Annotated in this window: 25 protein-coding genes; 14 read left to right on the top strand and 11 right to left on the bottom strand. The window is 35.8% G+C overall.

Annotation, left to right across the window (positions count from 1 at the left end):
- Positions 1–75: 75 nt before the first annotated feature.
- The 3 genes from purL to DFQ08_RS10355 all read right to left on the bottom strand — a co-directional run bounded on the left by purL (position 76) and on the right by DFQ08_RS10355 (position 6,277).
- Positions 76–3,792: a phosphoribosylformylglycinamidine synthase gene (purL, locus tag DFQ08_RS10365; RefSeq protein ID WP_114309952.1), complete on the bottom strand. Its 3,717-nt coding sequence runs from the start codon at positions 3,790–3,792 to the stop codon at positions 76–78.
- 165 nt (positions 3,793–3,957) lie between these two features.
- Complete coding sequence (locus DFQ08_RS10360; protein ID WP_114309951.1) at positions 3,958–5,046, bottom strand: endonuclease; 1,089 nt, start codon at positions 5,044–5,046, stop codon at positions 3,958–3,960.
- A 19-nt stretch (positions 5,047–5,065) separates the two neighbouring features.
- Complete coding sequence (locus DFQ08_RS10355; protein ID WP_114310181.1) at positions 5,066–6,277, bottom strand: RsmB/NOP family class I SAM-dependent RNA methyltransferase; 1,212 nt, start codon at positions 6,275–6,277, stop codon at positions 5,066–5,068.
- A 220-nt stretch (positions 6,278–6,497) separates the two neighbouring features.
- Here DFQ08_RS10355 and DFQ08_RS10350 point away from each other — a divergent pair, with 220 nt between their 5' ends.
- From DFQ08_RS10350 to DFQ08_RS10300, 11 genes are all read left to right on the top strand, one after another.
- Positions 6,498–7,076, top strand: coding sequence for an RNA polymerase sigma factor (locus DFQ08_RS10350; protein ID WP_114309950.1), 579 nt, complete (start codon positions 6,498–6,500; stop codon positions 7,074–7,076).
- Between the two features lie 39 nt (positions 7,077–7,115).
- A complete protein-coding gene (locus DFQ08_RS10345; RefSeq protein WP_147269469.1) occupies positions 7,116–7,430 on the top strand; it encodes a hypothetical protein in 315 nt (104 codons plus the stop codon).
- 2 nt (positions 7,431–7,432) lie between these two features.
- The gene (locus tag DFQ08_RS10340; protein WP_114309948.1) at positions 7,433–7,936 is read left to right on the top strand and encodes a hypothetical protein; all 504 of its coding nucleotides are present in this window, start codon (positions 7,433–7,435) and stop codon (positions 7,934–7,936) included.
- A 174-nt stretch (positions 7,937–8,110) separates the two neighbouring features.
- Entirely contained in the window at positions 8,111–9,541 is a 1,431-nt protein-coding gene (locus tag DFQ08_RS10335) for a CotH kinase family protein (protein WP_114309947.1), read from the top strand.
- Positions 9,542–9,749: 208 nt separating this feature from the next.
- Positions 9,750–10,031 (top strand): EF-hand domain-containing protein, encoded by a 282-nt coding sequence (locus DFQ08_RS10330; protein ID WP_114309946.1) that lies wholly within the window; start codon positions 9,750–9,752, stop codon positions 10,029–10,031.
- Between the two features lie 204 nt (positions 10,032–10,235).
- Entirely contained in the window at positions 10,236–10,991 is a 756-nt protein-coding gene (locus DFQ08_RS10325) for a hypothetical protein (RefSeq protein WP_114309945.1), read from the top strand.
- 258 nt (positions 10,992–11,249) lie between these two features.
- Positions 11,250–11,738, top strand: coding sequence for an EF-hand domain-containing protein (locus DFQ08_RS10320; protein ID WP_181858397.1), 489 nt, complete (start codon positions 11,250–11,252; stop codon positions 11,736–11,738).
- A 66-nt stretch (positions 11,739–11,804) separates the two neighbouring features.
- Positions 11,805–12,566, top strand: coding sequence for a YHYH protein (locus DFQ08_RS10315; protein WP_114310180.1), 762 nt, complete (start codon positions 11,805–11,807; stop codon positions 12,564–12,566).
- Positions 12,567–12,569: 3 nt separating this feature from the next.
- Positions 12,570–13,190 (top strand): toxin-antitoxin system YwqK family antitoxin, encoded by a 621-nt coding sequence (locus DFQ08_RS10310; RefSeq protein WP_114309943.1) that lies wholly within the window; start codon positions 12,570–12,572, stop codon positions 13,188–13,190.
- A complete protein-coding gene (locus DFQ08_RS10305; RefSeq protein WP_114309942.1) occupies positions 13,165–13,869 on the top strand; it encodes an SCO family protein in 705 nt (234 codons plus the stop codon). The genes DFQ08_RS10310 and DFQ08_RS10305 overlap by 26 nt, the downstream gene beginning before the upstream one ends.
- Before the next feature lie 88 nt (positions 13,870–13,957).
- Positions 13,958–15,046 (top strand): beta propeller repeat protein, encoded by a 1,089-nt coding sequence (locus DFQ08_RS10300; RefSeq protein WP_114309941.1) that lies wholly within the window; start codon positions 13,958–13,960, stop codon positions 15,044–15,046.
- A 46-nt stretch (positions 15,047–15,092) separates the two neighbouring features.
- On the opposite strand, the gene DFQ08_RS10295 is transcribed toward DFQ08_RS10300, so the two are convergent.
- From DFQ08_RS10295 to DFQ08_RS10265, 7 genes are all read right to left on the bottom strand, one after another.
- Positions 15,093–15,566, bottom strand: coding sequence for a hypothetical protein (locus DFQ08_RS10295; RefSeq protein WP_114309940.1), 474 nt, complete (start codon positions 15,564–15,566; stop codon positions 15,093–15,095).
- A 6-nt stretch (positions 15,567–15,572) separates the two neighbouring features.
- Entirely contained in the window at positions 15,573–16,079 is a 507-nt protein-coding gene (locus DFQ08_RS10290; protein ID WP_114309939.1) for a hypothetical protein, read from the bottom strand.
- Between the two features lie 89 nt (positions 16,080–16,168).
- Positions 16,169–16,711: an RNA polymerase sigma factor gene (locus tag DFQ08_RS10285; RefSeq protein ID WP_114309938.1), complete on the bottom strand. Its 543-nt coding sequence runs from the start codon at positions 16,709–16,711 to the stop codon at positions 16,169–16,171.
- Positions 16,712–17,000: 289 nt separating this feature from the next.
- Complete coding sequence (locus DFQ08_RS10280) at positions 17,001–18,836, bottom strand: ABC transporter ATP-binding protein (protein ID WP_114309937.1); 1,836 nt, start codon at positions 18,834–18,836, stop codon at positions 17,001–17,003.
- Positions 18,837–18,839: 3 nt separating this feature from the next.
- A complete protein-coding gene (locus DFQ08_RS10275; RefSeq protein WP_114309936.1) occupies positions 18,840–20,567 on the bottom strand; it encodes a phospho-sugar mutase in 1,728 nt (575 codons plus the stop codon).
- 87 nt (positions 20,568–20,654) lie between these two features.
- Positions 20,655–21,617 (bottom strand): glycosyltransferase family 2 protein, encoded by a 963-nt coding sequence (locus DFQ08_RS10270; protein WP_114309935.1) that lies wholly within the window; start codon positions 21,615–21,617, stop codon positions 20,655–20,657.
- A 44-nt stretch (positions 21,618–21,661) separates the two neighbouring features.
- Complete coding sequence (locus tag DFQ08_RS10265) at positions 21,662–22,195, bottom strand: DUF4199 domain-containing protein (protein ID WP_114309934.1); 534 nt, start codon at positions 22,193–22,195, stop codon at positions 21,662–21,664.
- Positions 22,196–22,355: 160 nt separating this feature from the next.
- On the opposite strand from DFQ08_RS10265, the gene DFQ08_RS10260 reads away from it, so the two are divergent.
- Together DFQ08_RS10260 and DFQ08_RS10255 are read left to right on the top strand one after the other, a co-directional pair.
- Positions 22,356–22,607, top strand: coding sequence for a type B 50S ribosomal protein L31 (locus tag DFQ08_RS10260; RefSeq protein ID WP_114309933.1), 252 nt, complete (start codon positions 22,356–22,358; stop codon positions 22,605–22,607).
- Positions 22,608–22,754: 147 nt separating this feature from the next.
- Positions 22,755–23,930, top strand: a complete 1,176-nt coding sequence (locus DFQ08_RS10255) for a GlmU family protein (protein WP_114309932.1) — start codon at positions 22,755–22,757, stop codon at positions 23,928–23,930.
- Here DFQ08_RS10255 and DFQ08_RS10250 read toward each other — a convergent pair.
- Entirely contained in the window at positions 23,927–25,549 is a 1,623-nt protein-coding gene (locus tag DFQ08_RS10250; RefSeq protein ID WP_114309931.1) for an ABC transporter substrate-binding protein, read from the bottom strand. The genes DFQ08_RS10255 and DFQ08_RS10250 overlap by 4 nt on opposite strands.
- 45 nt (positions 25,550–25,594) lie before the next feature.
- Between DFQ08_RS10250 and mtaB the strand changes: the two genes are divergently transcribed.
- Entirely contained in the window at positions 25,595–26,929 is a 1,335-nt protein-coding gene (gene mtaB / locus DFQ08_RS10245) for a tRNA (N(6)-L-threonylcarbamoyladenosine(37)-C(2))-methylthiotransferase MtaB (protein ID WP_114309930.1), read from the top strand.
- The last annotated feature ends 46 nt before the right edge of the window (positions 26,930–26,975 follow it).

The raw sequence follows: 26,975 nt of genomic DNA, 5'->3' as shown, positions 1-26,975 counted from the left end.
ACAAAAAAAGACTTCTCATATTGAGAAGTCTTTTTTATTCGTTTTAGTTTTAAGCAATGTGCTTAATGTCTATGCTTAAGCTTTGGTTTTTTCTATCCAATTTTTAGCGTTTACAAAAGCTTCTAACCATGGTGAAACTTCATCTTTTCGACCTTGAGGATAATTAGCCCAATTCCATTGGAAAATAGAACGTTCTATATGTGGCATTGTAGCCAAGTGTCTTCCGGTTTTATCGCAAAGCATTGCGGTATTAAAATCAGAACCGTTAGGGTTTGCTGGATAAGCTTCATAACCGTATTTCGCTACTATATTGTATTGTTCTTCACTATAAGGAAGACTAAATTTTCCTTCACCATGAGAAATCCAAACTCCTAACGTCGCCCCTTCTAAAGATGATAACATCACTGAGTTATTTTTTTGAATGGCTACAGATGTAAATCCGCTTTCGTGTTTTTTAGAATCGTTATAGGTCAGTTTTCCATGAACTTCATGTTCTGGATTTACCAGATCTAATTCCATCCAAAGTTGTGCTCCATTACAGATTCCGATAGAAAGGGTGTCATCACGTTTAAAAAAATCTTTAATGACTTTATTAGCTTTCTCGTTATATTTAATAGCGCCAGCCCATCCTTTAGCAGAACCTAATACATCCGAGTTACTAAAGCCACCAACAGCGCCTAAGAACTGAATGTCTTCTAAGGTTTCTCGTCCAGAAATTAAATCGGTCATATGTACATCCTTCACGTCAAATCCGGCTAAATACATTGCATTCGCCATTTCACGTTCAGAGTTAGAGCCTTTTTCTCTAAGAATAGCAGCTTTAGGGCGTACAGAATTCTGAGTAGCCTCAGTGTTTGCCGTAGAGCCAGATAAGACCTCATTTAATTTTCCTGAAAATCCTTCAGGAAACTTAAAGTCTAAAGCTTGATTTTTATAATTGTCATAACGCTCTTGCGCTAAGTTATTCGCCGTTTGCTTTTGGTCTAATAAGAACGAGGTTCTAAACCATACGTCTCTCATTTCAGCAACATCAAAAGTGAACAGCTCTTCATTATTTTTAATGTTTACCGTTCCAGAAGTATTCGCTTCTCCTAAGGTGAAGAACTCGATGTTTTGTGACTTTAAAATAGTTTCAACAGAAGCATCAGCTTGAAAAACAATTCCTGAATTTTCTGAGAAAAGTATCTTAATGGCATCGTCTTCTTGTAGTGCGCTTAAGTCTAGGTCAGCCCCTATGTTTACATCTGCGAAACACATTTCTAATAAAGTGGTAATTAAACCTCCTGAAGCAACATCGTGTCCTGCTTTTATTTTATCCGCTTTAATAAGCTCTTGTAAGGCATTGAATGTCGTCTTAACAAAGGCCGTATCTTTAATGTCAGGTGTCTCGTTTCCGATAGCGTTCAAAACTTGGTTGAAAGAACTTCCACCTAATTTAAAATTATCTTGAGAGATGTTGATGTAATAAATATTACCACCATCAACTTGTAAAACAGGCTCTACAACCTTTGTGATTTCATTACAGTTTCCTGCAGCAGAAATAATAACCGTACCTGGAGAAATAACATCACCATCAGGGTACTTTTGTTTCATGGAAAGAGAATCTTTTCCGGTAGGAATATTAATGCCTAAGTCGATAGAAAATTCTGAAACCGCTTGTACCGCTTGGTATAAACGCGCATCTTCACCTTCATTCTTACAAGGCCACATCCAGTTAGCGGATAAGGATACAGATTGTAAATTGTCTTTTAACGGCGCCCAAATAATGTTCGTTAAGGCTTCAGTAATTGCATTTCTACTTCCTGCAGCCGGATCAATTAAAGCCGAAATAGGAGCGTGACCAACAGATGTTGCCACCCCTTCTTTTCCGTTGTAATCTAAAGCCATAACCCCAACGTTGTTTAACGGAATCTGTAAAGGTCCCACACATTGTTGTTTTGCCACTTTACCACCTACACAACGGTCTACTTTATTAGTTAACCAATCTTTACAGGCCACAGCTTCTAACTGAAGCACTTGCTTTAAGTAGATGTCTAAATTTTTAGTTTTATAACGTGGGTTTTTATAATTTCTTGCAACCGTTTTATCTGTCATTACCGTTTTTGGCGAAGACCCAAACATGTCTTCTAAGGCCAGATCCATAGGTTTAGCCCCTGCGGATTCCGATTCAAAAGTAAAACGGTTATTTCCTGTCACTTCACCGACATCGTAAATAGGAGAACGTTCTCTATCTGCAATTCTATGTAAAGTTTCTAAGTGCTGATCTCCGATAACTAAGCCCATACGTTCTTGAGACTCGTTACCTATAATTTCTTTTGCTGAAAGGGTAGGATCTCCAACAGGAAGTTTGTCTAAATCAATTTTTCCACCGGTATCTTCTACAAGTTCAGAGAGGCAGTTAAGATGTCCACCTGCACCATGATCGTGAATAGAAACAATGAAATTTTCATCACTTTCTACCATTCCACGTACAGCATTTGCAGCACGTTTTTGCATTTCAGGGTTAGAACGTTGTACGGCATTTAACTCAATACCGGAAGCAAACTCGCCCGTATCTGCAGAAGATACCGCAGCACCACCCATTCCTATACGGTAATTTTCACCACCAAGAATAACAATTTTATCACCTGTTTTAGGCGTATCTTTTAAGGCTTGTTCTGCTTTACCGTAACCAATACCTCCGGCTTGCATAATAACTTTATCATAGCCTAATTTTCTAGCTTTAGAGGTGCTAGAAGAAGGGTTTTCATTATGTTCAAAGGTTAATACAGACCCGGTAATTAAAGGTTGTCCGAATTTGTTTCCAAAATCTGAAGCCCCGTTAGAAGCCTTAATTAAAATATCCATTGGAGTTTGATATAACCATTCTCTAGCTTCAAACTTATTTTCCCAATGTCTATTTTCTTCCAATCGTGAATAAGAGGTCATATAAACCGCAGTTCCTGCTAAGGGTAAAGAACCTTTTCCTCCAGCAAGACGGTCTCTAATTTCTCCACCAGATCCTGTAGCAGCACCGTTAAAAGGTTCTACGGTAGTTGGGAAATTGTGTGTTTCTGCTTTTAATGAAATTACAGATTCGAAATCTTTTGTGGTGTAAAAATCCGGTACATCGGCACGGGTGGGTGCAAATTGCTGTACAACAGGACCTTTAATAAAAGCCACATTATCTTTATAAGCCGAAACAATAGCATTAGGGTTTTGTTTCGAGGTCTCTTTAATCAGTTTAAAAAGCGAGGTTCCTTTTTCTTCACCATCAATAACGAAGGTCCCATTGAAGATTTTATGACGACAATGTTCTGAGTTCACCTGCGAAAAGCCAAAGACTTCAGAGTCGGTTAATGGACGGCCTATTTTTTTAGAAACGCCTTCTAAATAAGCAACTTCTTCATCACTAAGCGATAAGCCTTCTTGTTGGTTATAAGCCGCAATGTCCTCAATATTGAGAATGGCTTCTGGTTGAATATCAATAGTAAAAATCTCTTGATTTAAGCCTTGATATTTTTCAGAAATCATAGGGTCATAATCCGTGAAATCTTCTGAAACTGAAGTAAACTCTTCAATTCTTATAAGATCAGAAACTCCCATATTTTGAGTAATTTCTACAGCATTGGTACTCCAAGGGGTTATCATCGCAGCTCTAGGTCCAACAAAAAAAGCATCGATTGATGCTTGTTCAAGTTTGGGCTGGTCGCCAAATAACCATGTCAATTTAGAGATGGTTTCTGTTGATAATTCTTTTGTGGCTTGAACAGCATATACTTTGCTGTTTTGGTTTCCGAAGAAATGAATCATTTATGTCTGGTGTTTGAGTTGTGTTTAGTAAAATGCAAATTTACCTTTTTTAAACGTGATTTGGTATATAATATGCTATTGAAAATAGGGGAGTTATTCACGAGGTTTTAAACATTAAAAAAGCGACTCATTGAGTCGCTTTATAAAATGGGTGAAATTTTGTAATTATTGCTTAATCAGTCGTTTAGTCTGACTTCCGGTTTCAGAATTTAATTTTAATAGGTAAACCCCTTTTGATAATCCGGAGATATTTAATTTCTTTTGGTTGTTTGTGATGCTCTGAACTTTAACCTTTTTTCCTAAAATATCATAAACCTCGGCGATAATATCTTGGTTAGAAAGTATGGTAACCTCATTTCCACGAACTGGGTTTGGATATATCGTTACAACGTTTTGTTCGTTGTCCTCAATAGAAAGATTGTCCCAACGGTTTTGAGCTTCTGGTCCGCCCCAAATTGCAGTAGCAATATAAGGGTTGTCTATAAATGGATTTCTATTCCCTTGTGCGTAAGTGTTGCTCGTGTTACTGTGGTAGCTGTTACGTAGGTCTTCAATACCTCCTTCTACAACAGGATCTTCTGCATTCCACTCAAGGAATAAGTCAATCATATCATCAGGTGTAGTGTTGCTACTACCAATACCAGCATTTGTTGGTAAACAACGATCGCCATAACGGATGTACATATACATGATGATACGAGCACAATCGCCTTTCCATTCGTCACCAGGATACCAACCTCCATTAGTACTTCCCGATTCACCGTTTAAAAATTGGTTGGCACTTTTTTCTGCAAATAATAAGTTACCACGGGCGCCATTTCTTTGAACATCACTAGGTCTTAGCATTTGCGCATCAGATCCTGGTCCTGAAGTTCCTAAATTTGGATTTCCTAAAGATTTTGGGTAAACGTGTTCTCTATTCCAATCGCCAACGTTTCCTCCGTTTAAAGTTTTTCCTCGGGTACGGTCTGTAGTGACATCGCCATCCGTATCGTTATAACCATATAATAAAAGCACATTATTAGCATTATCTGGGTCAAGGTCTGTAGCCATTGAAGCTTCCCAAACATCGCTATAACTTAAGTAATTGGTGTGCTTATTCTCCGTAACTTCAATTAAATCATTTTTAAGACTAATGCCTGTTGCCGTAAAATCTACGGTGTTATAATAAGATTCTAACTCTGTAGGGGGAACTAACTGTGCACATACCGTGGTGGTAATGAACACAAATAGTAGTAAGTAAATTTGTTTCATTATTTAAATTTTAAGGGGATTATTTTTTTTGAAGTAAAGCCATGTAAAATCCATCATAACCCGATTTGTAGGCTAAGACTTTTTTATCTTTAACGAAGGTGAAGTCTTTACCTGCTTCAGAGTTTAAGAATTTATCAACTTGCTTTTGGTTTTCAGAAGGTAACACAGAACAAGTGGCATAAACCATTTTTCCTCCAGGTTTTACCATTTTAGAATACTGTTGTAAAACTTCGGCTTGCGTGTTTCTAATGTTTTCTATAAACTCAGGCTCTAATTTCCATTTGGCATCAGGGTTACGACGTAACACTCCTAAACCAGAACAAGGCGCGTCAATTAATAAACGGTCTGCTTTTCCGTGTAATTTTTTAATCGGCTTTGTAGAATCAATCACCTTCATCTCAATGTTATGAACGCCATTACGACGTGCTCTAATTTTGAGTTTTTTCAATTTACTTTCGTAAATATCCATGGCTATTAATTGCCCTTTGTTCTCCATTAAAGAAGCAAGGTGTAAGGTTTTTCCACCGGCACCAGCACAAACATCAACAACTTTCATACCTGGTTCAACCTCTAAATAATCGGCAACTAATTGCGAAGACGCATCTTGCACCTCAAACCAACCGTTTTTAAAAGCTTCTGTAACAAAAACGTTGGCACGTTCTTTCAGTTTTAAGGCAGATGCATGATCGGGTAAAAATTCCGTTTCAATACCTTCAGATTCTAATTTTAACTGTAGATCTTTTTTGTTGGTTTTTAAGGTATTTACTCTAAGGATAACTTCGGCCTGTTCGTTTTGCTTGGCAATTTCTTTAGACCATTCTGCTTCTCCTAATTCGGCAACACCTAATTCATCAATCCAATCTGGGATTGACTCTTTAAATTTTCTCACTTTAGACAATTCGTCAAAACGGCCTTTAATTTTTCGAGTTGGGGTGTCTGTAAAGTATTTCCAATCGGGTAATTTAATACCTTTTAAAGTGGCCCATACCGCAAAGATTCTCCAAAGATTGTCTCTATCGTAAGGCGCTTTTACATCTGCAATTTCAGTGTAGAGTCTTTGGTAACGTACAATGGTGTAAACGGTCTCTGCTACAAATCCTCGGTCGCGACTTCCCCAGCGTTTATCGCGTTTTAGTAATTGTTGTATGACTTTATCTGCATATTCACCTTCATTAAAAATAAGGTGTAATCCGTCAATTACGGCAAAGCATAAATTTCTGTGTAGTCGCATTTCTATTCTTGTATTCGGGTTTCTGTTTATCATTTTAAACATTTTAAAACTTCTATAAACAGAACTAATTATTAATTAAATAACGGGCAAAGGTAAGAGAAAACTTTTAGAGTTTAAGACTTTATTCTAAACTGTTACTTTAATACTAAATATATGACCGAATTATTTTTTAGTTATCGGATCTCAATTAATTTAGCAATCTGTTATTTATCATATATTTTTGGAAAGCAAAGAATTTATACAAGAACTTAAGTCTAAGAGCCCAAAGGCGTATAGTGCCCTTTTGGATGCCTATCAGCAGAAGGTGTTTAGTACTTGTATTTCATTTGTGCCTAATAAAGAAGATGCTGAAGATATTGCACAAGATGTGTTTGTTGAGGTCTTCAATTCTATAGGGAAGTTTAAAGGCGACTCTAAATTATCGACTTGGATTTATAGAATTACAACCAATAAATGTTTGGAGTTTATTAGAAAGAAAAACACCAAAAAACGTTTTGCCTTTTTACAGTCCATCACCGGAACTGCGGTACCTATTGATAAAACTAATTATTTTACGGAAATGAACCATCCGGGAATCTTATTAGAAAATCAAGAACTTAGTGCAACGCTCTTTAAGGCCATTAATAACCTTCCGGAAAGTCAGAAAGTGGTTTTTACCTTACATAAAATTGATGGCAAAAGTTATCAGGAAGTGGCCGATATTACCAAGCGCAGTTTGTCTTCTGTAGAATCTATAATGTTTAGAGCTAAAAAGAATTTAAAAAATCTTTTAGAGAATTTTTATAAAAATGAATATTAGCGCAAGTTTTTCTAAAATAATGCATCTAAAGCTATGATTATGAAAACTAATGATGAAATGAATAAAAAAGTTAAAGACACCTTTGATGCAATGGCGTCTATTGAAGAGGTTAAAGTGTCTCCTTTTTTTAAGGAAAATGTAATGCATCAAATTCGTCAGGCATCCGAAGAGGTTCAGGAGGCTACGGGGTCATGGTTTACGCCTCAATTACAATTGGTAACATTAGTGGCCATTGTAATATTAAATATCATGGCATTTAACAGTTTAAAAGAAACCACTTACGATGAGAGTCTTAGTAGTTTTGCAGAGTCTTATGGTTTATCTACAAATTTAGAAATGTCTATAATTAACTAATTATGAAGAAAAATATAATCGTCTATATATTGCTTATTTTTCTAATTGTGGTTAACGGTTTTTTCTTGTTTAATTATATGGGGAAAAATAGGATGCAGAGCAGTAATGCACCACAAGAAAATAGAGAGTTTTTAGTTAAAGAGCTCGGATTTACTAGCACACAATTGGCAGCGTTTAATCCTAAAAATGAAGCCCATCATGCCTTAATGAAACGGTTGTCTGATGATATTAGAAATCTAAAAGATGAGCTTTATAATAAGTTATCTGATGCGCATGTTGAGGCCTCTACCATAGATTCGCTAGCCGTATTAATAAGTGAAAAAGAGATCGAAAAGGAAAAAGAAATCTTTTATCATTTTAAAATGATTCAAGAATTGTCTAATAATAAGCAGAAAGAAAAATTTAAAAGAATTATAATGGACGCCCTTCGTCAAGGCGATCAAGGTCAAGGACCACCACCAAGAGAAGGGCAAGGGCATAGACCGCCACCACCCGAAAGAAATTAATAACTACAGACTATAAAAAAAGACCTTCAGCAATTGAAGGTCTTTTTTGTTTTTTTTTAACATAAGAGGACACAAGTTAAAAACTAAAAGGACATCTAAAGGTGTATAAGTTGTAAAAAGCTTAAGCAGGATAAGACTATCCGCATAATACATAAACTCTAAAATTTAGAACAGATGAAAAACCTAAAAAGTAATTTTAACCGCTTGTACTTCGCCTTACTATTTAGTGTCGCTCTAGTCACTTTTAATGCTTGTAGTACTGATGATGATAGTTCAACGACAACAGCTACAGATGATGATATTGAAGAGGTAGACGATAGTGATTTTGAAGCTACAGATTGGACTACCGAAACACACAGTAAAGATGCTGACCCTAATTTTGAAGAAGTCTTTGAAGACGATGTCGTAAAACGAATAGATATTGTAATCACTGAATCTAGATGGGAAAGCATGTTAGACGATATGACGGATTTATACGGTGCCTTTGGAAATGGTAACGGATCGTTCTCAGATGATGATGAAGATCCTATTTTTGTGCCTGCTGAAGTTTTTTATAATGGCATAGAATGGTATAGAGTAGGAGTGCGCTTTAAAGGAAATTCTAGCTTGGCCTCTTCTTGGGCTAATGGTATTCTTAAGCTGTCACTAAAACTCGATTTTGATGAATTTGAAGATGATTATCCACAGATTGATAACCAACGTTTTTACGGATTTAAAAAGTTAAGTCTAAAAAATAATTATAACGATAAATCGATGCTGAGAGAAAAAGTTGCAGGTGATGTTTTTAGAAATGCAGGTTTGGTAGGATCTCATACAGCCTTCTATACGGTGTATATAGATCATGGTGATGGGCCTATTTATTTCGGACTCTATACTCTAGTTGAAGAAGTAGACGATACGGTTATAGATACCCAATTCTCAGATAATGACGGTAATTTATATAAGCCAGATGGGGACGCAGCAAGTTTTGCTTATGGTTCTTATGATGAAGATGAATTGGTGAAGAAAACCAATGAAGATGAGGCTGATTTCTCTGATGTTGAAAGTCTTTATACGATACTTAATGATGCTAGTAGAACTTCAGATGCTGCAACCTGGAGAACCAATCTCGATGCGGTTTTAGATACCGATGTGTTTTTAAAATATTTAGCCACCAATACGGTGATTCAAAATTGGGATACCTACGGAAGAATGACCCATAACTATTTCCTCTATAATGATGCCGATACTGATAAATTAACTTGGATTCCTTGGGATAATAATGAAGCCTTACAAACCGGAAATATGCAAGGCGCTTTACCTTTAGATTTCTCAGGACTAAACAGTAGTGAATGGCCATTGATTGGGTATTTATACGCCGATGATGTGTATAGAGCGCAATACAATACTTATGTGCAAGAGGTTGTTGATGGTGCCTTTAGCGTGAGTGAAATTCAGGCACAATACGCGTCGTACTCGGCTTTAATTGAGCCTTATGCAACTTCAGAATTGGATGGTTATACATTTTTAAATGGAAGCTCCGATTTTCAGTCGGCAGTAAGTACTTTAAATGCCCATGTGGTATCACGTAATAGTGCCGTAAGCACGTACTTAAGTAATCAGTAAAAAAAGAAGTTTTAGTTTTTAATAGTAATAGTTTAGTGAAAGCTTCGTAAATCTTTACGAAGCTTTTTCTTGAAGGTATACAGCATTATTTTATTTAGCAATAAACCCTATTATCATCATTTTTTATTTGTGTTTTTTTTAACACGAAAACGCACAAGTTTAAAGTGATAAGCACATCTAAAAGTATATAATCTTAAAATAAAAAGACATGAAAAGTAACACAATGACAACAGCAGTATTAGCATTTGGTTTAATGATCAGTTCAAGTATCGGATTTGCACAATCTCAAGATCGACAAGAGCGTAAAGCGCCACCAACATTTGCACAACTATTAGAAGAAATGGATGCGAATGAGGATGGGAAACTAGCAGAATCTGAAATTAAAGGGCCTTTAAAAGATCAATTTTCTAAAATTGACACAGATGAAGACGGATTTATAAGTGAAGAGGAGTTTAAAAACGCACCAAAACCAGAACGAAAAAAACGATAAGTACCTAAAGCTGTAGCATACAATCTCAGTGTGAAGCGTTTAAAAAGGTATAAAAAGATTGTAAAATTGGGTCCTGTATATTCATGTGCAGCATCAAGGTTTTATAATAGATAGTTTGATTGATTGTTTTGAGAAAAGGCTTCGTAAGAAATTGCGAAGCTTTTTTATTCATCTAAAAAACAACTAAAAATACCCAAACCTCTTATGCGAATATTTAGAAAAATTAGAAAAAAATTATTGGTGTCAGGTAAGATTAAAAACTATTTAATTTACGCTCTTGGAGAGATTATTTTAATTGTACTAGGGGTTTTAATTGCCTGGAAAATTAATACGCTTAATGAGTTGCGAAAAAATAAAATTGTTGAAATTAAAATTTACCAATCTTTAAATGAAGAGTTAAACGCCAATTTAGACCTTTTAGATTATGCCATTGCTAGTTATACTCAAAATGTGCAAAACCTAGAAAGTACTATTGATTTAATTTTAGAAGAGACGCCGAAGCTATTGTCTGAGGACGAAAAAAAAGCCATTATTGATGTGGCTTATAAACCTACGCAATTACACAGTGGTGCTATAAATTCTGTAAACACTACCAATAAATTTGAGTTTATAGAAAGTGTATTTTTAAAAGATCTAATTGCCGCTTACCCTAATGAATTAGATAATTTTCAGAATCAAGAAACTAAAATTGAAAACATTATAGTTAATCGCTTGCAGCCCACCATAGAAAAATACATTTCCCTTATTGATATTTTAACGCAGCGTGAGTTTCCATGTCAGGAGCACAAAGAGTTTACCTTGGCCTCCAATTATAATAATTTACTGTTAAGTAGATCGTATCAAAACTGTTTGGTAGATCGGGTATTGCAAACGGAAATCCAATTAGAAAACGCCAAAACACTGCGCGATAAAACTCAAATGATCGCTTATAAGCTTACTAAAGAATTAGAAAATGAGTAAGCTGCAAAAAAAAATAGTAAAGTGCCGCAAGTTTAATCTCGTTATGGCATCTAAAGCTATAGGATTAATCTAATGATGAGGTGGTGTTCCACCAAATTGTAGTTTAAGTTTATAAATTGTTTTAATAAGACTTCGTACACCAATACGAAGTCTTTATTATTTTTTTTGAATGTCAGCTAAAAAAAATACGGGGACACCGCAAGTTTATAAATCGTATAGCATCTAAACTTTAAATCAAAATAAATAACACGGATGAATATGAAGTCATTTTTAGTACTCCTTGCTTTCGCTAGTAGTCTATTTGTTTTTTCGCAAGGCGGTAGAGATGGGCGTCAAGGTGGAGGGCCGCCAAATGGAGAACAACCTGAAGCGTCAGAAATTTTGGAGCTGTTAGATACCAATAACGATGGTAAAATAGAAGCCCGTGAAGCTGCAAACGACCGAAGAGGAAAAATTGCTGAGGATTTTGAAGAAATTGATATTGATGGTGACGGTTTTGTTTCTCTTGAAGAACTAGAGGCCTCGCTTAATGGAACGGTTTTAAAATCTGTAACGGTAGAAAAACTACTTGAAGCCATTGATCATGATGGCGATGGGATGCTAAATGAATTAGAGGTTAATGCTAAGGATCAACGCGACTTGATGGCTAATTTTAAGACCATTGATCGTAACGGAGATGCTCAGTTAGATGAAGAAGAATTAAAAGCCTATTACCAAAAAGAAGATTCACAAAAACGAAAGCACTAAAAAGATAAGAGCACTTTTATACTGCTCTAAAGACAAACAAATATTAACTAAAATAATCATATGGAAATGAAAGATGTATTAAAATTATTAGGCTTAACTGTATTAATGTTTACACTGAATACCGCTTGTTCGGAAGATGACAGCACAGACGATTCAACATCAGGTGTATCGGATACCGACGATGAGGTCGTTACAGAACTTCACGCTGCTTTTGCCGCGTTTAATTCGGACGCCACAACAATCTATTTAGAAGGATCACAAGTTGTTATTGAAACTTCGGGTTTACCAGATCACGAAACCGTGTATTGGGGAGAAGGCCATGAGTTATATAGAGATGAGCCTACAGTAGATCTTACCCCTAGTATTATGTCTAGCAACAATAATGCGGTAACCATAATGGTAGATGCAACGCCAGATCTTACTGGAAGTTCTGTTGCTACAAATTTTGATACTATCGGCATTGCGGTAAGTGGGGCTTCCATATTTAATGATCAAGAGGGAGCAGGACAATTAGACGAAGCTGCGGGGTCTTTAGATTGGACAGGAGGCCATATTGGTCCCGGGGTTTATCATTACCATTTAGAGCCTAAAGCGTTCAGTGATGATGACGATGCTTTGGTTGGTATTTTATTAGATGGTGTATTTCTCTATGGAAGACAATGTGCTTCTACCGGAACGTATCCAACGGATTTAGATGTTTCAGGAGGGCATACTTCTGCAACCCAATATACTAATGGAGAGGAAGAATATCATTATCATATTATCAATGAAGTGTATTCTACAACAGGTTCTTATTTAGCTTTTGCAGGACCATTTCAAGGGTATTAATTTATGAGACTTCTAATTTTAGCGCTTAGCGTATTACTTTCTTATTATAGCTGTCAGGAGCGGGCGAGCAATTCTGTTGCTCAAAACGCTCCTAAAGCTAAAGACTTTGAGTTGCTTATTAGCGATACCCTCGTTAAAAAGTCAGATTTAGTCTTAAATCCATTAAACGGCGTCTGGTCTTATAACGATAAGCCTTATAATGGGTATGCGGTTAAAGAAAATGCGCAAGGGCAGCATATTGAGAAATTAGGATTCTATCAAGGGAAACGCCAAGGTGTTGCCAAAACGTGGTCCGATAACGGGGTGTTGCGTAGTAAGGCTTATTATCATCAGAATAAATTAGAAGGGCTTTATACAAGTTATTGGGAAAATGGCCTTGTGGCTTTAGAGGTCACTTATAAAGCTGGAAAAAAAGAAGGCCAAGAGAAACAGTTTTATTCTAATGGTGAACTTTCAAAATTACGCTGGTTAGAAGGCGGGAAGGAAAAAGGGTTACAAAAGGCCTGGCTACCCAATGGGAAATTATATGTGAATTATGAAGTTAAAAACGATAGAGTTTTTGGACTGATGCGTGCGAACGCTTGTTATAAATTAGAAAATGAAAAAGTTGTTAAGAAGAAATAAGGGTATTTTAGGTGTACTTGTATTTGGGGTGCTATTATTGAGTTGCAATGAAGCGAAGACCAAAACGGTTAATGCTGTTGAAACCGATAGTCGTGTAGCCTACTTGCCCTATTATAATGAAGAATCGTTTACACCCCAGTGGTTGGTGCCAGGTAGTGAAGAAGAGCAAGCTTTTCATAAGATTAAAGATTTTAAACTAACGAACCAGCTTGGGGAAACCGTAACTCAAGATACTTTTAAGGATAAGATTTATATCACCGATTTCTTTTTTACGAGTTGCCCCGGAATCTGTCCGCAAATGACAGGACATATGTTTCAATTACAAGAAACGTTTAAAGACGATGATGATATTTTGTTTTTATCACATTCCGTGACGCCGACGCAAGATTCCGTACCTGTTTTAAAACAATACGCCGATAAGCATGGGGTGATTCCGCATAAATGGCATTTGGTTACAGGTGAGCGAACAGAAATCTACGACTTGGGCCGAACCCAATATTTTGTTGAAAATGATTTAGGGACTCCAAAGACTCTTGAAGATTTTTTACATACCGAGAATTTCTTATTAATTGATAAGAATAAACATATAAGAGGGATATACAACGGTTTAAACAGAGCATCTATGCAACAATTAATTATTGATGCTAAAGCTTTAAAGGACGAAGAGGCTTCGCATTAGGAGACCGCTTGTAGAAATACAGCTTTATTTTCGGTGTTTAACCCTTAAGTCCTGAAGGTTTTCTATTTTTATAAAAAAAAGAAATCTTATGCGATTATTAAGTTTAGGCTTGCTGCTTTTGCTATTTGGGGCCTGTAAAACGAATGGCTTTCAAAGTACCAAAAACACGCCTCTGTTAACCATGGTTCATATGGTGGAAGATAGCACCTTAAATGTAAGAGCGCTAGAAATCTTAGATTCTGTTGGTCCTATATATTTAACCTCTAGAGGGGAGTTGGGAATGCTATTTCAAAATAAAGTACTGCAAACTGTAGATACGTTCAATGCTCCATCGTTTACTAATAACAAGGTCAATCTGTCTACAGACTCCCTTCAATTAAACTTCAGAGCCTTGGCAGTGAATAAAGACAAGGGCTACGGAATTACCATTGGGAATCCAGCCTTACTCTATCAACTTAATGCAGATAAAGAAAAGAATACTATTGTGTATTCTGAACATCATCCTGATGTATTTTATGACGCTATGGATTTTTGGAATGATCAAGAAGGAATTGTTATTGGCGATCCTACGGAAGGGTGTATGAGTATTCTTATTACACGTGATGGTGGTGAAACTTGGTCTAAATTAAGTTGCGATAATTTACCTCCTATAATAGAAGGTGAAGCGGCTTTTGCGGCTAGCGATACTAACATTGCCATTGTAGGCGATCACACTTGGGTGGCTACAGGAGGAAAGGTAAGTAGAGTCTTATACTCCCCAGACAAAGGGATTCATTGGCGTGTTTTTGAAACGCCTATCGTGCAAGGTGAGGCAACAACAGGGATTTACTCTATTGATTTTTACGACCGTTACACGGGATTTGCCATTGGTGGCGACTATACCGAAGCAGATGCCAATACGGCCAATAAAATAAGAACGACGGATGGTGGTATAACTTGGGAAGTGGTTTCAAACCAATCTGGGCCAGGGTATCGAAGTTGTATACAGTACGTGCCGCATAGCAATGGACAAAAACTTGTTGCTGTAGGGTTTAAAGGTGTGGATTATAGTAGTGATGCTGGGGAAACCTGGACCCATTTAAGTGACGAAGGTTTTTATACGATTCGGTTTTTAAATGATTCTGTTGCCTATGCCGCAGGTAATGGTCGGATTAGTAAATTGCTATTTCAGTTATAAAAAAAAGGAAGCTTATAAGGCTTCCTTTCTTTATGTGATCTAACGCTTATTTATCGTTAGCATGTCGTTTTTTGTATTCTTCAAACATTTTTTGTCGGAAAGAATGTTCTGCATGATACAGTTTAATTATTTTCTTAGCCGGAAGAATCTGCAGTAAGTCGTTTAAGTACTTAGACTGCAATGTCATTTTCTGTTGTTCTATCTCTTCGATATCTAACAATAGGGTTTTGGCTTCAGCTTCAGAAAGCGACTCTAGCTTTTTTTCTTTACGTCGGTTTTTAGAGGCATCTCTAAGATTATCTTTAGCACTTTCATTAGCGTTATATACGGGCCAAAATTTCTGAGCTTCTGTTTTAGTTAAGTCTAGCTGCTCCGTAATATGGGCGATTTTTAAGGCTTTTATTTTTTCGCGGTCCATGCGTTGTGCAAATACGCTTACGGAGAACAACAGCCCTAAAAATAGCGTCATGGCAATTTTGGTGCGGTTAATCTGTTTGTGGTGGGTCTTTGAAACGTTCATAGGCTATTATTCAAAAATTAAATCTTCAGTGTCTATTTGCTCAAAATATTGATCTAAGGTCTCATCTGAGATGGAAAGGTCTATAAAATCGGTCTCCGAGATATCGTCGGACAAAAATAAAGAAGTAAAATCTTCATTAGTGTATTCTTCTTGGTATAAATACCCTTCAATTATTGCGGTGTCTATAGTATCAAAAGATACCGTGTTTTTCGTGTTAAAAATTAAGCTGAAAAATAATACAAAACTGGCTGCAATCCCTGCCATATAATAAAACGAGCGTTTGGGTTTTAACGGAATAACTGGGGTAGGTTTTGGGTCTTCAACCTGATTTAAAATCTGTACTTCTACATCGCTAAAATAAGAATCTGGAACGCTAAAACCAGGTTGTTCTATTGCCTCTAAAGTTGAGGTCTTATTTAGACGTTCAAAAAAATCAGTTTCAAACGACTCAAAATAATGATCTGGCGTTTTTAATCCTGTAGATTTGATTTTATGTAAGTTTTCGTTTTTCATTTTTTTTTAGGCTATACTGTTTTCAGTAGATATTTTTACTGTCCTAGAAAAGCTTAGATAACTGTTAGACTTCAAATTGGAAGAATAGTTTAATCGGCAGTTAAAAAGGCTTCAATTTTTTTTGCTGCGATATGGTATGAGGCTTTTAAAGCGCCTTCGCTAGTCTCTAAAATTTCAGCAATATCCTTATATTTTAACTCGTCAAAATAACGCATATTAAAAACAAGTTGTTGCTTTTCTGGTAACGTCGCAATGGCTTTTTGTAATTGAAGTTGAATGGCATCTCCTTCAAAATAGACATCAGCGGTTAGATTATTAATGGCCCGGTCTTGGTACTCTTCATTAGTAATCTGTGAGCGCTTTGCGTTCTTGTTAATTAGAGTAATCGATTCATTCGTTGCAATTCTATACATCCATGAAAAGAGTTTACTTTCACCTTTAAACTTATCGATACTTCTATAAATTTTTATAAAAGTGTTTTGAAGCACATCATCGGCATCGGCATGATTCAGTACTATTTTTCGTATATGCCAATACAAGCGCTCCTTATAGAGTTGTAATAATTCTCTAAAGGCATTTTCTTTAGACTTAGGGTCTTGTAAGCGCGCAATAAATTCCGATTCGTTAACCAAGTATAAAAGCTTTACTATTTAGACTTGTGAATGTAATAAAAGTTTAATGCCTTATCGTTAATATTTTTCCTTGCTTTTATTTCTGTTGATAATCAGGTGTTTGTGGTATTTTAGCTCGTTAAAGTGTAAATAAAATCGATAAAATACATATTTTATTTGGTGGCTAGGAGAATTTGTTATATGTTTGTCTGAGCTTAACCTAATAAGCGTTATCATTGCCCCAAGTTTGATAACAAAAAAAGGATGTATCGTAAGACACATCCTTTTTCTATTTAATAAAGTTTCAAGATTACTCAAAGCTCTGCATGTCTACGAGTTTGCGATATACCCCATTCTGAGCAATTAATTCAGCATGTGTACCTTGTTCAGCAATTTCACCTTTGTTCATAACGACGATCTCATCGGCATTTTGAATGGTAGAAAGACGGTGTGCAATCACAATAGAAGTTCTATTTTTCATCATTTTTTCTAGCGCATCCTGAACCAGTTTTTCACTCTCTGTATCTAAAGCTGAGGTGGCTTCATCTAAGATCATAATTGGTGGATTTTTAAGAACCGCTCTCGCAATACTTAAACGTTGTTTTTGACCACCAGATAATTTTCCACCAGAATCTCCAATATTGGTGTTGATACCATTCGGTAAGTCTTTTACAAATTCCCAAGCATTGGCAATCTTTAAAGCATCGATGATTTCTTCGTCTGTAGCATCAGCTTTACCTATTTTTAAGTTATGGGCAACCGTGTCATTAAATAAGATTGAATCTTGAGTTACCAAGCCCATTAAGTCCCGCAGGGAATGCTTCGTAATCTGTTTAATATCATCGCCATCAATGGTAATGGTACCTTCGTTAACATCATAAAACCGTGTGACTAAATTAGCAATCGTACTTTTTCCGCTTCCCGACTGCCCAACTAAGGCTATGCTTTTACCTTTAGGTACGCTAAGAGAGAAATTCTTAAGGACCAAATCATCTTCATATTTAAAAGAAATTTGATTTAGTTTAAGTTCTGACTCGAACACTGTTTTTACTTTGGCATCACTAGGATCTTGTACTATAGATTCTGTATTTAAAATCTCTAAAACACGATCTGCGGAAGCATTACCAGATTTTACTTTATAAGACGCCTTACTAATCGCTTTTGCTGGTGTTAGTATGTTGTAGGCTAATGCCATGTACGTAATAAACTGATCTGGCGTTAAGGTTTTATCAACCAACACCATTTGACCTCCATATAATAGGATTACAGCGATAACAACAATACCTAAAAACTCAGAGGTTGGTGAGGCTAAATTCTGTCTGTGGGCTAATTCGTTAGCAAATTTGTACAGTCTTGAGGTTGATCTCTGAAAAGTTGCATTAAATCTACTTTCAGCATTAAATCCTTTAATAACTTTTAACCCGTTTAATGTTTCATCTAATACGGACAGAAAGGCACCATTTTCTTCTTGTACACGTTTAGAACGTTTCTTTAAACTTTTTCCAACTCTAGAGATTATAATTCCTGAAATTGGAATAAATATAAAGACGAAAATGGTAAGTTTTAGACTGATGGTGAACATTACAATAATGGTGAATATAATGGTCAAAGGTTCTCTTACAAGCAGTTCTAAAATTGCTAATAATGAATTTTGAATTTCATTAACATCACCTGAAATCCTCGCTATAATATCTCCTTTTCTTTTTTCTGAAAAATAGGAGATCGGAAGGGTTACGGTTTTATTGTAGAGTTCATTTCTTATGTCTTTTAAAATTCCGTTTCTCAAGTAAGCTAAGAAGAAATTAGAAAAATATCCTGCCGCATTTTTAAGTAAAAACGTCGCTAGGACAACACAAATCATTAGAATTAAAACGTTGTATTGCCCGTCTGTTTCAATTTTTTGAGTAATAAAGAAATTTAATGAGTCCTCTAAATAATCTCCATATTCTAAAATGCCTTCATAATTAGCAGGAATTGGTTTGCTTGCAATTGGCTCTGCTGTTTTTAGCAAAACCTTTAGCATTGGCATTAGAGAAACAAATGATAAGGTCCCAAAAAGGGCATATAAAATATTAAAGAATATGTTTAGATAAGCATATTTCTTGTACGGGGTTATAAACCGTGTTAACTTCTTTATGTAGTCCATTAATTATAATTTCATATCCTTGAGGATAGCTTCGATTCTGTCATCCAACAATTGCTCCGCTTTTTCAAAGTCTGCCGAATTGTCAAGGTCGGTATTAACACTGATGTAGAATTTTATTTTTGGTTCTGTACCACTAGGTCTTAAGGCTATTTTACTACCCGCTTCAGTGTAATAAATTAAAACATTAGATTTTGGAATGTCTATAGCTGTTTCTTCATTGGTTTGAAGGTTTTTAGAGATCGCTAATTGATAGTCTTCAATTAAAACAACTTTTTCTCCATTGATTTCCTTTAGAGGATTAGCTCTGGCATCGACCATCATTTGTTTAATTTCTTGCGCTCCTTCAATTCCTTTTTTAGTTAGAGAAATTAAACGCTCTTTAAAGAAACCATGTTCAACATATAAGTCAATTAAGCTTTGGTACATGGTTTTACCTTCCGCCTTAGCTTGGGCTGCAATTTCACAAGCTAATAGGGTAGAGGTTACAGCATCTTTATCGCGAACAAAATCACCAACCATAAAACCAAAACTTTCTTCTCCACCACCAATAAAATCCATGGTAGGGAAGTCTTTAATCATTTTAGCAATCCATTTAAATCCGGTAAGGCCTATTTTACATTCTACGTCATAAGCATTGGCTAATACAGACATCATTGGTGTAGACACAATGGTAGACCCTACAAACTGGTTGTTATTTATTTTTCCTGAATTTTTCCATTGTTTTAATAAGAAATTGGTCATTAAAATCATGGTTTGGTTACCGTTAAGGATCACCAATTCATTTTCTAAATTACGTACCACAACACCTAAACGGTCACAATCAGGATCGGTACCAATAACGATATCACCTTCTACTTTCTCTGCCAATTCCATAGCCATTTTTAAAGCTTCTGGTTCTTCAGGGTTAGGAGATACCACGGTTGGGAAATCGCCATTAGGCTCGCGTTGTTCTTCAACAATATTAACGTTGGTATAACCTGCACGTTTTAAAGTTTCTGGAATAGCCGTAATAGAAGTTCCATGTAAAGACGTAAAAACAATATTTAAATTTTCCTTAGCGTCTTTAGGGGTGTCAAAACTTCCGTTTTCAATAGAGGCGTTGATAAATACATCATCAACATCTTTACCGATATACTGAATTAAACTGTCATTAGCTTCAAACTTAATTTCAGAATAATCTAATTTATTGATGTCAGCAATAACGCCAGCATCATGTGGTGGTACCAATTGGCCACCATCTTGCCAGTACACTTTATACCCATTGTATTCTGGTGGGTTGTGAGAGGCTGTTAAAACAATTCCGCAATGACAATTTAAATGCTTTAAAGCAAATGATAATTCTGGTGTAGGTCTTAATTCTTCAAATAAAAAGACTTTTATACCGTTGGCAGAAAAGACATCTGCTACTAATTTTCCAAAAGTTTGGCTGTTGTGTCTACAATCATAAGCAATAGCCACTTTTAAATCTTCTCCAGGAAAAGAGGCCTTTAAGTAATTGCTTAAACCTTGTGTGTTTTTTCCTAAGGTGTACTTATTAATACGGTTGGTACCAAGTCCCATAACGCCACGCATTCCACCAGTTCCGAATTCTAAATCTTTATAAAAACTTTCTTCTAGCTCCTTAGGATTTGTCGCCATAAGGTCTTTGATTTGAGTTTGAGAAGTGTCATCAAAAGTTGGTGTTAACCACGCGTTAACACGCTCTAATATTTCTGGTTTTATCGTTGTCATGGAAAAATGAGATTAGTTGAAAATGAAATTGATTGAGTAACAAAAATAAACAATATAACAATTTTTTAGTAAGTAATTACCTTATAATTATACCGCTTCAGATAAATTTAATTCCTCTTTAATGAAGTAGCGACGTTGATTAGGACGATTAGTACGTAGCACAAGTTCTCCTAAGAAACCGGCAATAAAAAATTGCGAACCAATAATCATAGTTGAAAGCGCAATATAAAACTGTGGACGCTGGGTAATTAATCGGCCTGAAGGGTTTAAGAACAATTTGTCAATTCCAAGATAGAACGCAAAGCCAAAGCCAATAATAGTCATAATCACCCCAAGGGCCCCAAAAAGGTGCATAGGTCTTTTTCCGAAGTGAGAAATAAACCAAATGGTTATTAAATCTAGAAAACCATTGATAAAACGGTTCATTCCAAATTTAGTTTTCCCATATTTTCGGGCTTGGTGCAACACCACTTTTTCACCAATATTAATAAAACCGGCATTTTTAGCTAAAACCGGAATATAGCGGTGCATTTCGCCATAAACATCAATATGTTTTACAACGGTGTTATTGTAGGCTTTTAAGCCACAGTTAAAATCATTGAGTTGTACGCCTGAAGTTTTTCGGGCCGCCCAATTAAATAGTTTAGACGGTAGATTTTTAGAAATAACGGAATCGTAGCGTTTCTTTTTCCAGCCCGAGACCAAATCAAGGCCCTCTTGCTTAATCATTTTGAAGAGTTCCGGAATTTCTTCAGGATTATCTTGTAAATCGGCATCCATGGTAATGACAACATCCCCTTCAGCTTTTGCAAAACCGGCATGTAAAGCCTGAGATTTGCCAAAGTTTTTAAGAAACTTAATTCCTTTTACATTAGGGTTTACTTGACTTAATTCCGTGATTATCGGCCAAGATTGATCCGTACTACCATCATCTATAAATAGTATTTCGTAAGAAAACTGATTGGATTGCATCACTGATACAATCCAATTGTGTAATTCTTTTAAGGATTCTTCCTCATTTAGTAGTGGTATAACTACTGATATATCCATAGAGATTGGGTCTAATTTCTAAATTTCAAAAATAAAGAAATTAATTAAGCTGCGTCAGGATCTTTTCGTTTTGTAGCGGCAGCAACAATTAATCCTATCACAGAGAAACCAATTAATTGGTAAGCATTTGTTTTAATGGTATTCCCTAAAGAGAAGAAACTGTCCTCAGCTTCCAATTGTGCTCTCGCTTGATCAATGGCGTCTTGTGGCGCTCCAAAATTAGACATCATTGCAACTTGAGAGTTGATAATTTTTTCTTGAAGAATCACTGCAGCTTCAGGATCTACAATATTAAAGATAACAAAACCTATAAGGGCAGGAACTAATATGCCAATAGCTATGGTAATGAAAAATGCTGAAAATGCTTCTTTAAAGCTTAAAAAACCGCCGTTAATCTTACGTGCTTTTACTGCTGAAATAATTCCGAAGATAATAACCAAGAACATTTGTCCGATACCAAACCACCACTGTGTAAATAAATCGAGGTAGATCGCATAACCTATAATTGTAAAAGAAGAGATGATGAGTGCTAGATATAGCCCCAAATTCATAGCAGAAGATTTCATAGTTTTATCCATAAGAAATGATATTAATTTAGTTAATGGACTTGTTAGTAGTCAAAGTTACATAAATGTTACATACATTTGTAAAATAAAAATTAAGAAAAAGATTGTAGGTTTGTAAAAAATATTTAAATTTGCACCTCGAAAAAATCGAATTTATTTAAAGCATTTAGTAATGAAAGCAGGAATACACCCAGAGAATTATAGAGTTGTAGCGTTTAAAGACATGTCTAATGAAGAGGTGTATTTAACCAAGTCTACAGCAGATACAAATGAAACTATCGATATCGATGGTACTGAATATCCATTAGTAAAATTAGAGATCTCTAGAACATCTCACCCTTTTTACACTGGTAAATCTAAATTGGTTGATACAGCTGGTCGTATTGATAAGTTTAAAAACAAATACGCTAAGTTTAAGAAATAAAACTTTGCTTACTCATATTAAAAAAGCCTTTCTGATTTTCAGAAAGGCTTTTTTATGTTCTGTAATTGCGTTATTTTTGAGTTTCAGTACAGCTGCTTTAGTAGAGTGGCGCTCGCATTATAAAAGCAATCTAAATTTAAATAATTGATGAACTATATTCTATTTGATGGTCCTTATCGTAATAATCTTTTACCTTTTACTTATACAAGACCTGTTGCAGATCTCAGAGTTGGAATATTAACCATACGCCAGAAATGGGAATCTTATGTAGAGTATACCACAACAACCATTACTGAAGATTATTTATCGGAAAAGTATCCAATGGTAGAAATGGAAGAGAACATTATGATTAATGCTTCGTTTTTGCCCAATTTAGAAGTTGTAGAACTCGTTAAAAACTTAAAACACAATCAAGCTTTATTTAAAGGTGAAGATGTTATTGCCTTTTTTGCTAAAGAAGGGGAAGAGCATTCTGATTTTTCTGATTTTGAAGCTATAGAATTTGAAGGCGAGATTTTAAAAATTGAACACACTTGGGATATTTTTGCTAAAAATGGAGCGGCTATTCTTGAAGATTTTAATCTAATTACTAAAGATCGCGAGTCAGAACCAATACCAGCAACCGTAAATACTCTTAATCCTGAACATATTTTTATAGAAAAGGGTGCAACCGTAAACTTTGCGACTTTAAATGCGAGTACGGGGCCAATTTATATTGGAAGAAATTCTGAAGTAATGGAAGGCTCAATTGTTAGAGGACCATTTGCACTCTGCCACGATGCCACCTTAAAAATGGCGAGTAAAATTTACGGCCCTACCACTGTAGGACCTCATAGTAAAGTTGGTGGAGAGGTAAATAATTCGGTACTTTTTGGGTATTCTAACAAAGGGCACGATGGATTTTTAGGAAACTCTGTTTTAGGAGAGTGGTGTAATCTTGGCGCCGATACTAACAATAGTAATTTGAAAAACAATTATGCCGAGGTCCGTTTGTGGGATTATGAAACTGAAGGTTTTGCTAGAACAGGCTTGCAATTTTGCGGTTTAATGATGGGAGATCACAGTAAATGTGGCATTAATACCATGTTTAATACGGGGACCGTTGTTGGTGTAAGTGCGAATATCTTTGGAAGTGGTTTTCCACGAAACTTTGTCCCTAGTTTTTCATGGGGAGGCAGTAAAGGCTTTGTAACTTACAAAACCGCAAAAGCTTTTGAGGTGGCCGAGGTAGTCATGCAAAGACGTCAAATAGAACTCACCACAATGGATAAAGCTATTTTAGAGCACGTTTTTGAAGAAACACAGAAGTATCGTAAATCTTAATGCGCTTCTTTTTTTACTGTTTTTAAGCTTAGTAAATTGGTTGGGTTGATGCCTAAGCCATGAACATTCTTTTGTGTAAACCGAACCACTTCGTCATAAAACAAAGGGACTATTGGTGCCGATTCCATAATTAAAGCATCCATTTTGGTATATAATGCTTCACGCTTTTTAGCCTCGGTTTCTAAGTAAGCGGCTTCATATAAGGTATCGAATTCAGCGCTTTTAAAATGTGTATAGTTGGGGCCGTTAGGAGCAAAATTCTTACTGTAATAAAGGGAAAGGTAATTTTCCGCATCTGGATAATCTGCAATCCAACTCGCTCTAAAAAAGTCCACCTGACCATTAGATTTAGCATCTTTTAAACTAGACGGCGGAATAACGTCAACATGGACCAAAAGTCCTGTTTTCTGGAGTTCACGCTGTATGAATTCACAAAAACTCAGATAATTACTTGTGGTGGTTAGTGTGATTTCTGGGTTTTGTATGCCGGTTTCTTGTTTATATTCAGCCACCAATTGTTTTGCTAATTCAGGGTGGTAGGTATAGCCTATATGTTTAGCATAACCGGGTAAACCTTTTGGAATAAAACCACCATGTGCGGGAATGCCAATACCATTTCTTAAATAGGTCATCATTTTAGTCCGATCAAAACCTACGTTAATAGCCTTTCGTAAAGATTTAGACTGAATGGTTTTAATTTCCGAAGGCATAAAAAAGCCTAAATATTCCGTGTTAAGGTAAGGGCCTCTAATCATTCTAACACGTTCTGCGTACTGGGCACGTAATTGACCATCTACGGTTAATATTTCGTCTTTATAAGAACTGTCTAAGCCTGAAACAAAATCAATATTCCCTTGTGCAAATTGCAAAAACTCACTTTGTTTATCGGGTAAAAAAGTGATGGCAACGGCTTCTAAATACGGTAAGTTTTGTCCGGTAGAATCCGTTTCAAAATAGGCGTTATTTTTTCTGAATACAAGCTTTAAGTTTTCTTCCCAACGTTTAAATTTAAAAGGGCCTGTACCAATAGGGTGCGATCTAAAGTCATTGCCGTAATGGGTTACAATTTCCTGAGGCACCACCGAGCAATATTTCATGGTTAATAAACCTAGGAATGCCGGAAATGGCTGTTTTAATTGTATTTGAAATACGGAATCGTTAACGGCTGAAAAATGATCAACTTTATTAAGAACCCAACTTCCTGGCGAGGCAATTTTAGGATCTAAAAGTCGTTTAAAACTATATTCAAAATCTGAAGCCACAACGGTTCGTGTTGAATCTTTCCCGAATAATTTATGCTTATGAAAAAGCACATCCTTTCTTAATTTAAAGGTATAGGTTTGGGCATCTTCAGAAATGGTCCATGATTTTGCAATTGCGGGCTGTACATGGAGTTGGTTATCCATTTCTACTAACCCGTTAAAAAGTTGATTGCTGGCCCAAATATCAGCAAGATCCTTAGAAAAAGCAGGGTCTAAAGAGCCTATGTTTTTATGTTCATTGTACCGAAAGACTTGCGCTTCTGTATTTGTTTTTTGCTCAGAAGAACAAGTGTATAAGCCTACAAGTAAAAAACTATAGAGAAGTCGGTAGAATAAGGAGGATGTGAATTTTAGCATATAACTTATATGTTGTAAATTTGCCAACTTGGTAAAAATACAAGAATGAATCCAACAAAAAAAGTCGCATTTTACACACTAGGTTGTAAACTTAATTTTTCGGAAACCTCTACCATAGCAAGAAGCTTTAAGTCAGAGGGCTTTAACCGTGTCGATTTTAAAGAGTCGGCAGATATTTATGTTATAAATACCTGTTCAGTAACTGAGAATGCAGATAAGCGATTTAAATCTATTGTAAAGCAAGCGCAGAAAGTCAATCCAGAGGCTTTTGTGGCAGCTATTGGTTGTTATGCACAGCTGAAACCAGAAGAATTAGCAGATGTAGATGGTGTAGATTTGGTTCTTGGTGCCACCGAAAAATTTAAAATCACGGACTATCTTAACGATTTAACTAAAAATGATTTTGGTGAGGTGCATTCTTGTGAAATTGAGGATGCCGATTTTTACGTAGGGAGTTACTCTATTGGCGATAGAACAAGAGCTTTTTTAAAGGTTCAAGATGGATGCGATTATAAGTGTACTTACTGTACCATTCCATTGGCAAGAGGGATTTCTCGTAGCGATACCATGAGTAATGTCTTAACTAACGCCAAAGAAATTTCTGCACAAGGCATTAAAGAAATTGTGCTTACAGGAGTTAATATTGGGGATTACGGTAAAGGTGAATTTGGAAATAAAAAACACGAGCATACCTTTTTAGATTTAGTGACTGAACTCGATAAAGTAGAAGGGATAGAGCGATTAAGAATTTCGTCTATTGAACCTAATTTACTTAAGAATGAAACTATTGATTTGGTCTCAAAATCAAGAGCTTTTGTACCGCACTTTCATGTGCCGCTACAGAGTGGGAGTAACGTAATTCTTAAAAAGATGAAACGTCGCTACATGAAGGAGCTTTATGTAGATCGGGTGTCTAAAATAAAAGAAGTGATGCCTAGTGCATGTATCGGAGTTGATGTTATTGTAGGATTTCCTGGAGAGACTAACGAGATTTTTTTAGAGACTTATAATTTCTTAAATGAACTGGATATTTCATATTTACATGTGTTTATGTATTCTGAACGCGATAATACGGAAGCTGCTGCCATGGAAGGGGTAGTGCCTAAAAATGTGAGAGCAAAGCGAAGTAAAATGTTACGTGGCTTATCGGCTAAAAAACGTCGTGCGTTTTACGAAAAACAATTAAATACCGATCGTACCGTTTTATTTGAAGGAGAAAACAAAGAAGGATATATCCACGGATTTACGGAAAATTATGTCAAAGTAAAAGCACCATGGAATCCAGAATTGGTCAATACACTACATGAGGTGAGATTAACAGAAATTGATGCTGATGGATTGGTAAGGTTTAATTTTTTAGCGGATTTAATACCTAACTAATTGAACAATAATCTTTTTTTCTTAAAATTTTAATTAATAAACTATT

It is taken from the genome of Winogradskyella arenosi, from assembly GCF_003337305.1.
GTDB classification, from domain to species: Bacteria; Bacteroidota; Bacteroidia; order Flavobacteriales; family Flavobacteriaceae; genus Winogradskyella; species Winogradskyella arenosi.
Note: the sequence above shows the minus strand (reverse complement) of the source record. Positions and strands in the feature narration are given on the sequence as shown.

Coding starts and splice junctions, on each gene's coding strand:
- purL (WP_114309952.1), bottom strand. CDS start 3,792: ATGATTCATTTCTTCGGAAACCAAAACAGCAAAGTATATGCTGTTCAA.
- DFQ08_RS10360 (WP_114309951.1), bottom strand. CDS start 5,046: ATGAAACAAATTTACTTACTACTATTTGTGTTCATTACCACCACGGTA.
- DFQ08_RS10355 (WP_114310181.1), bottom strand. CDS start 6,277: ATGCGACTACACAGAAATTTATGCTTTGCCGTAATTGACGGATTACAC.
- DFQ08_RS10345 (WP_147269469.1), top strand. CDS start 7,116: ATGAAAACTAATGATGAAATGAATAAAAAAGTTAAAGACACCTTTGAT.
- DFQ08_RS10340 (WP_114309948.1), top strand. CDS start 7,433: ATGAAGAAAAATATAATCGTCTATATATTGCTTATTTTTCTAATTGTG.
- DFQ08_RS10335 (WP_114309947.1), top strand. CDS start 8,111: ATGAAAAACCTAAAAAGTAATTTTAACCGCTTGTACTTCGCCTTACTA.
- DFQ08_RS10330 (WP_114309946.1), top strand. CDS start 9,750: ATGAAAAGTAACACAATGACAACAGCAGTATTAGCATTTGGTTTAATG.
- DFQ08_RS10325 (WP_114309945.1), top strand. CDS start 10,236: ATGCGAATATTTAGAAAAATTAGAAAAAAATTATTGGTGTCAGGTAAG.
- DFQ08_RS10320 (WP_181858397.1), top strand. CDS start 11,250: ATGAAGTCATTTTTAGTACTCCTTGCTTTCGCTAGTAGTCTATTTGTT.
- DFQ08_RS10315 (WP_114310180.1), top strand. CDS start 11,805: ATGAAAGATGTATTAAAATTATTAGGCTTAACTGTATTAATGTTTACA.
- DFQ08_RS10310 (WP_114309943.1), top strand. CDS start 12,570: ATGAGACTTCTAATTTTAGCGCTTAGCGTATTACTTTCTTATTATAGC.
- DFQ08_RS10305 (WP_114309942.1), top strand. CDS start 13,165: ATGAAAAAGTTGTTAAGAAGAAATAAGGGTATTTTAGGTGTACTTGTA.
- DFQ08_RS10300 (WP_114309941.1), top strand. CDS start 13,958: ATGCGATTATTAAGTTTAGGCTTGCTGCTTTTGCTATTTGGGGCCTGT.
- DFQ08_RS10295 (WP_114309940.1), bottom strand. CDS start 15,566: ATGAACGTTTCAAAGACCCACCACAAACAGATTAACCGCACCAAAATT.
- DFQ08_RS10290 (WP_114309939.1), bottom strand. CDS start 16,079: ATGAAAAACGAAAACTTACATAAAATCAAATCTACAGGATTAAAAACG.
- DFQ08_RS10280 (WP_114309937.1), bottom strand. CDS start 18,836: ATGGACTACATAAAGAAGTTAACACGGTTTATAACCCCGTACAAGAAA.
- DFQ08_RS10275 (WP_114309936.1), bottom strand. CDS start 20,567: ATGACAACGATAAAACCAGAAATATTAGAGCGTGTTAACGCGTGGTTA.
- DFQ08_RS10270 (WP_114309935.1), bottom strand. CDS start 21,617: ATGGATATATCAGTAGTTATACCACTACTAAATGAGGAAGAATCCTTA.
- DFQ08_RS10265 (WP_114309934.1), bottom strand. CDS start 22,195: ATGGATAAAACTATGAAATCTTCTGCTATGAATTTGGGGCTATATCTA.
- DFQ08_RS10260 (WP_114309933.1), top strand. CDS start 22,356: ATGAAAGCAGGAATACACCCAGAGAATTATAGAGTTGTAGCGTTTAAA.
- DFQ08_RS10255 (WP_114309932.1), top strand. CDS start 22,755: ATGAACTATATTCTATTTGATGGTCCTTATCGTAATAATCTTTTACCT.
- DFQ08_RS10250 (WP_114309931.1), bottom strand. CDS start 25,549: ATGCTAAAATTCACATCCTCCTTATTCTACCGACTTCTCTATAGTTTT.
- mtaB (WP_114309930.1), top strand. CDS start 25,595: ATGAATCCAACAAAAAAAGTCGCATTTTACACACTAGGTTGTAAACTT.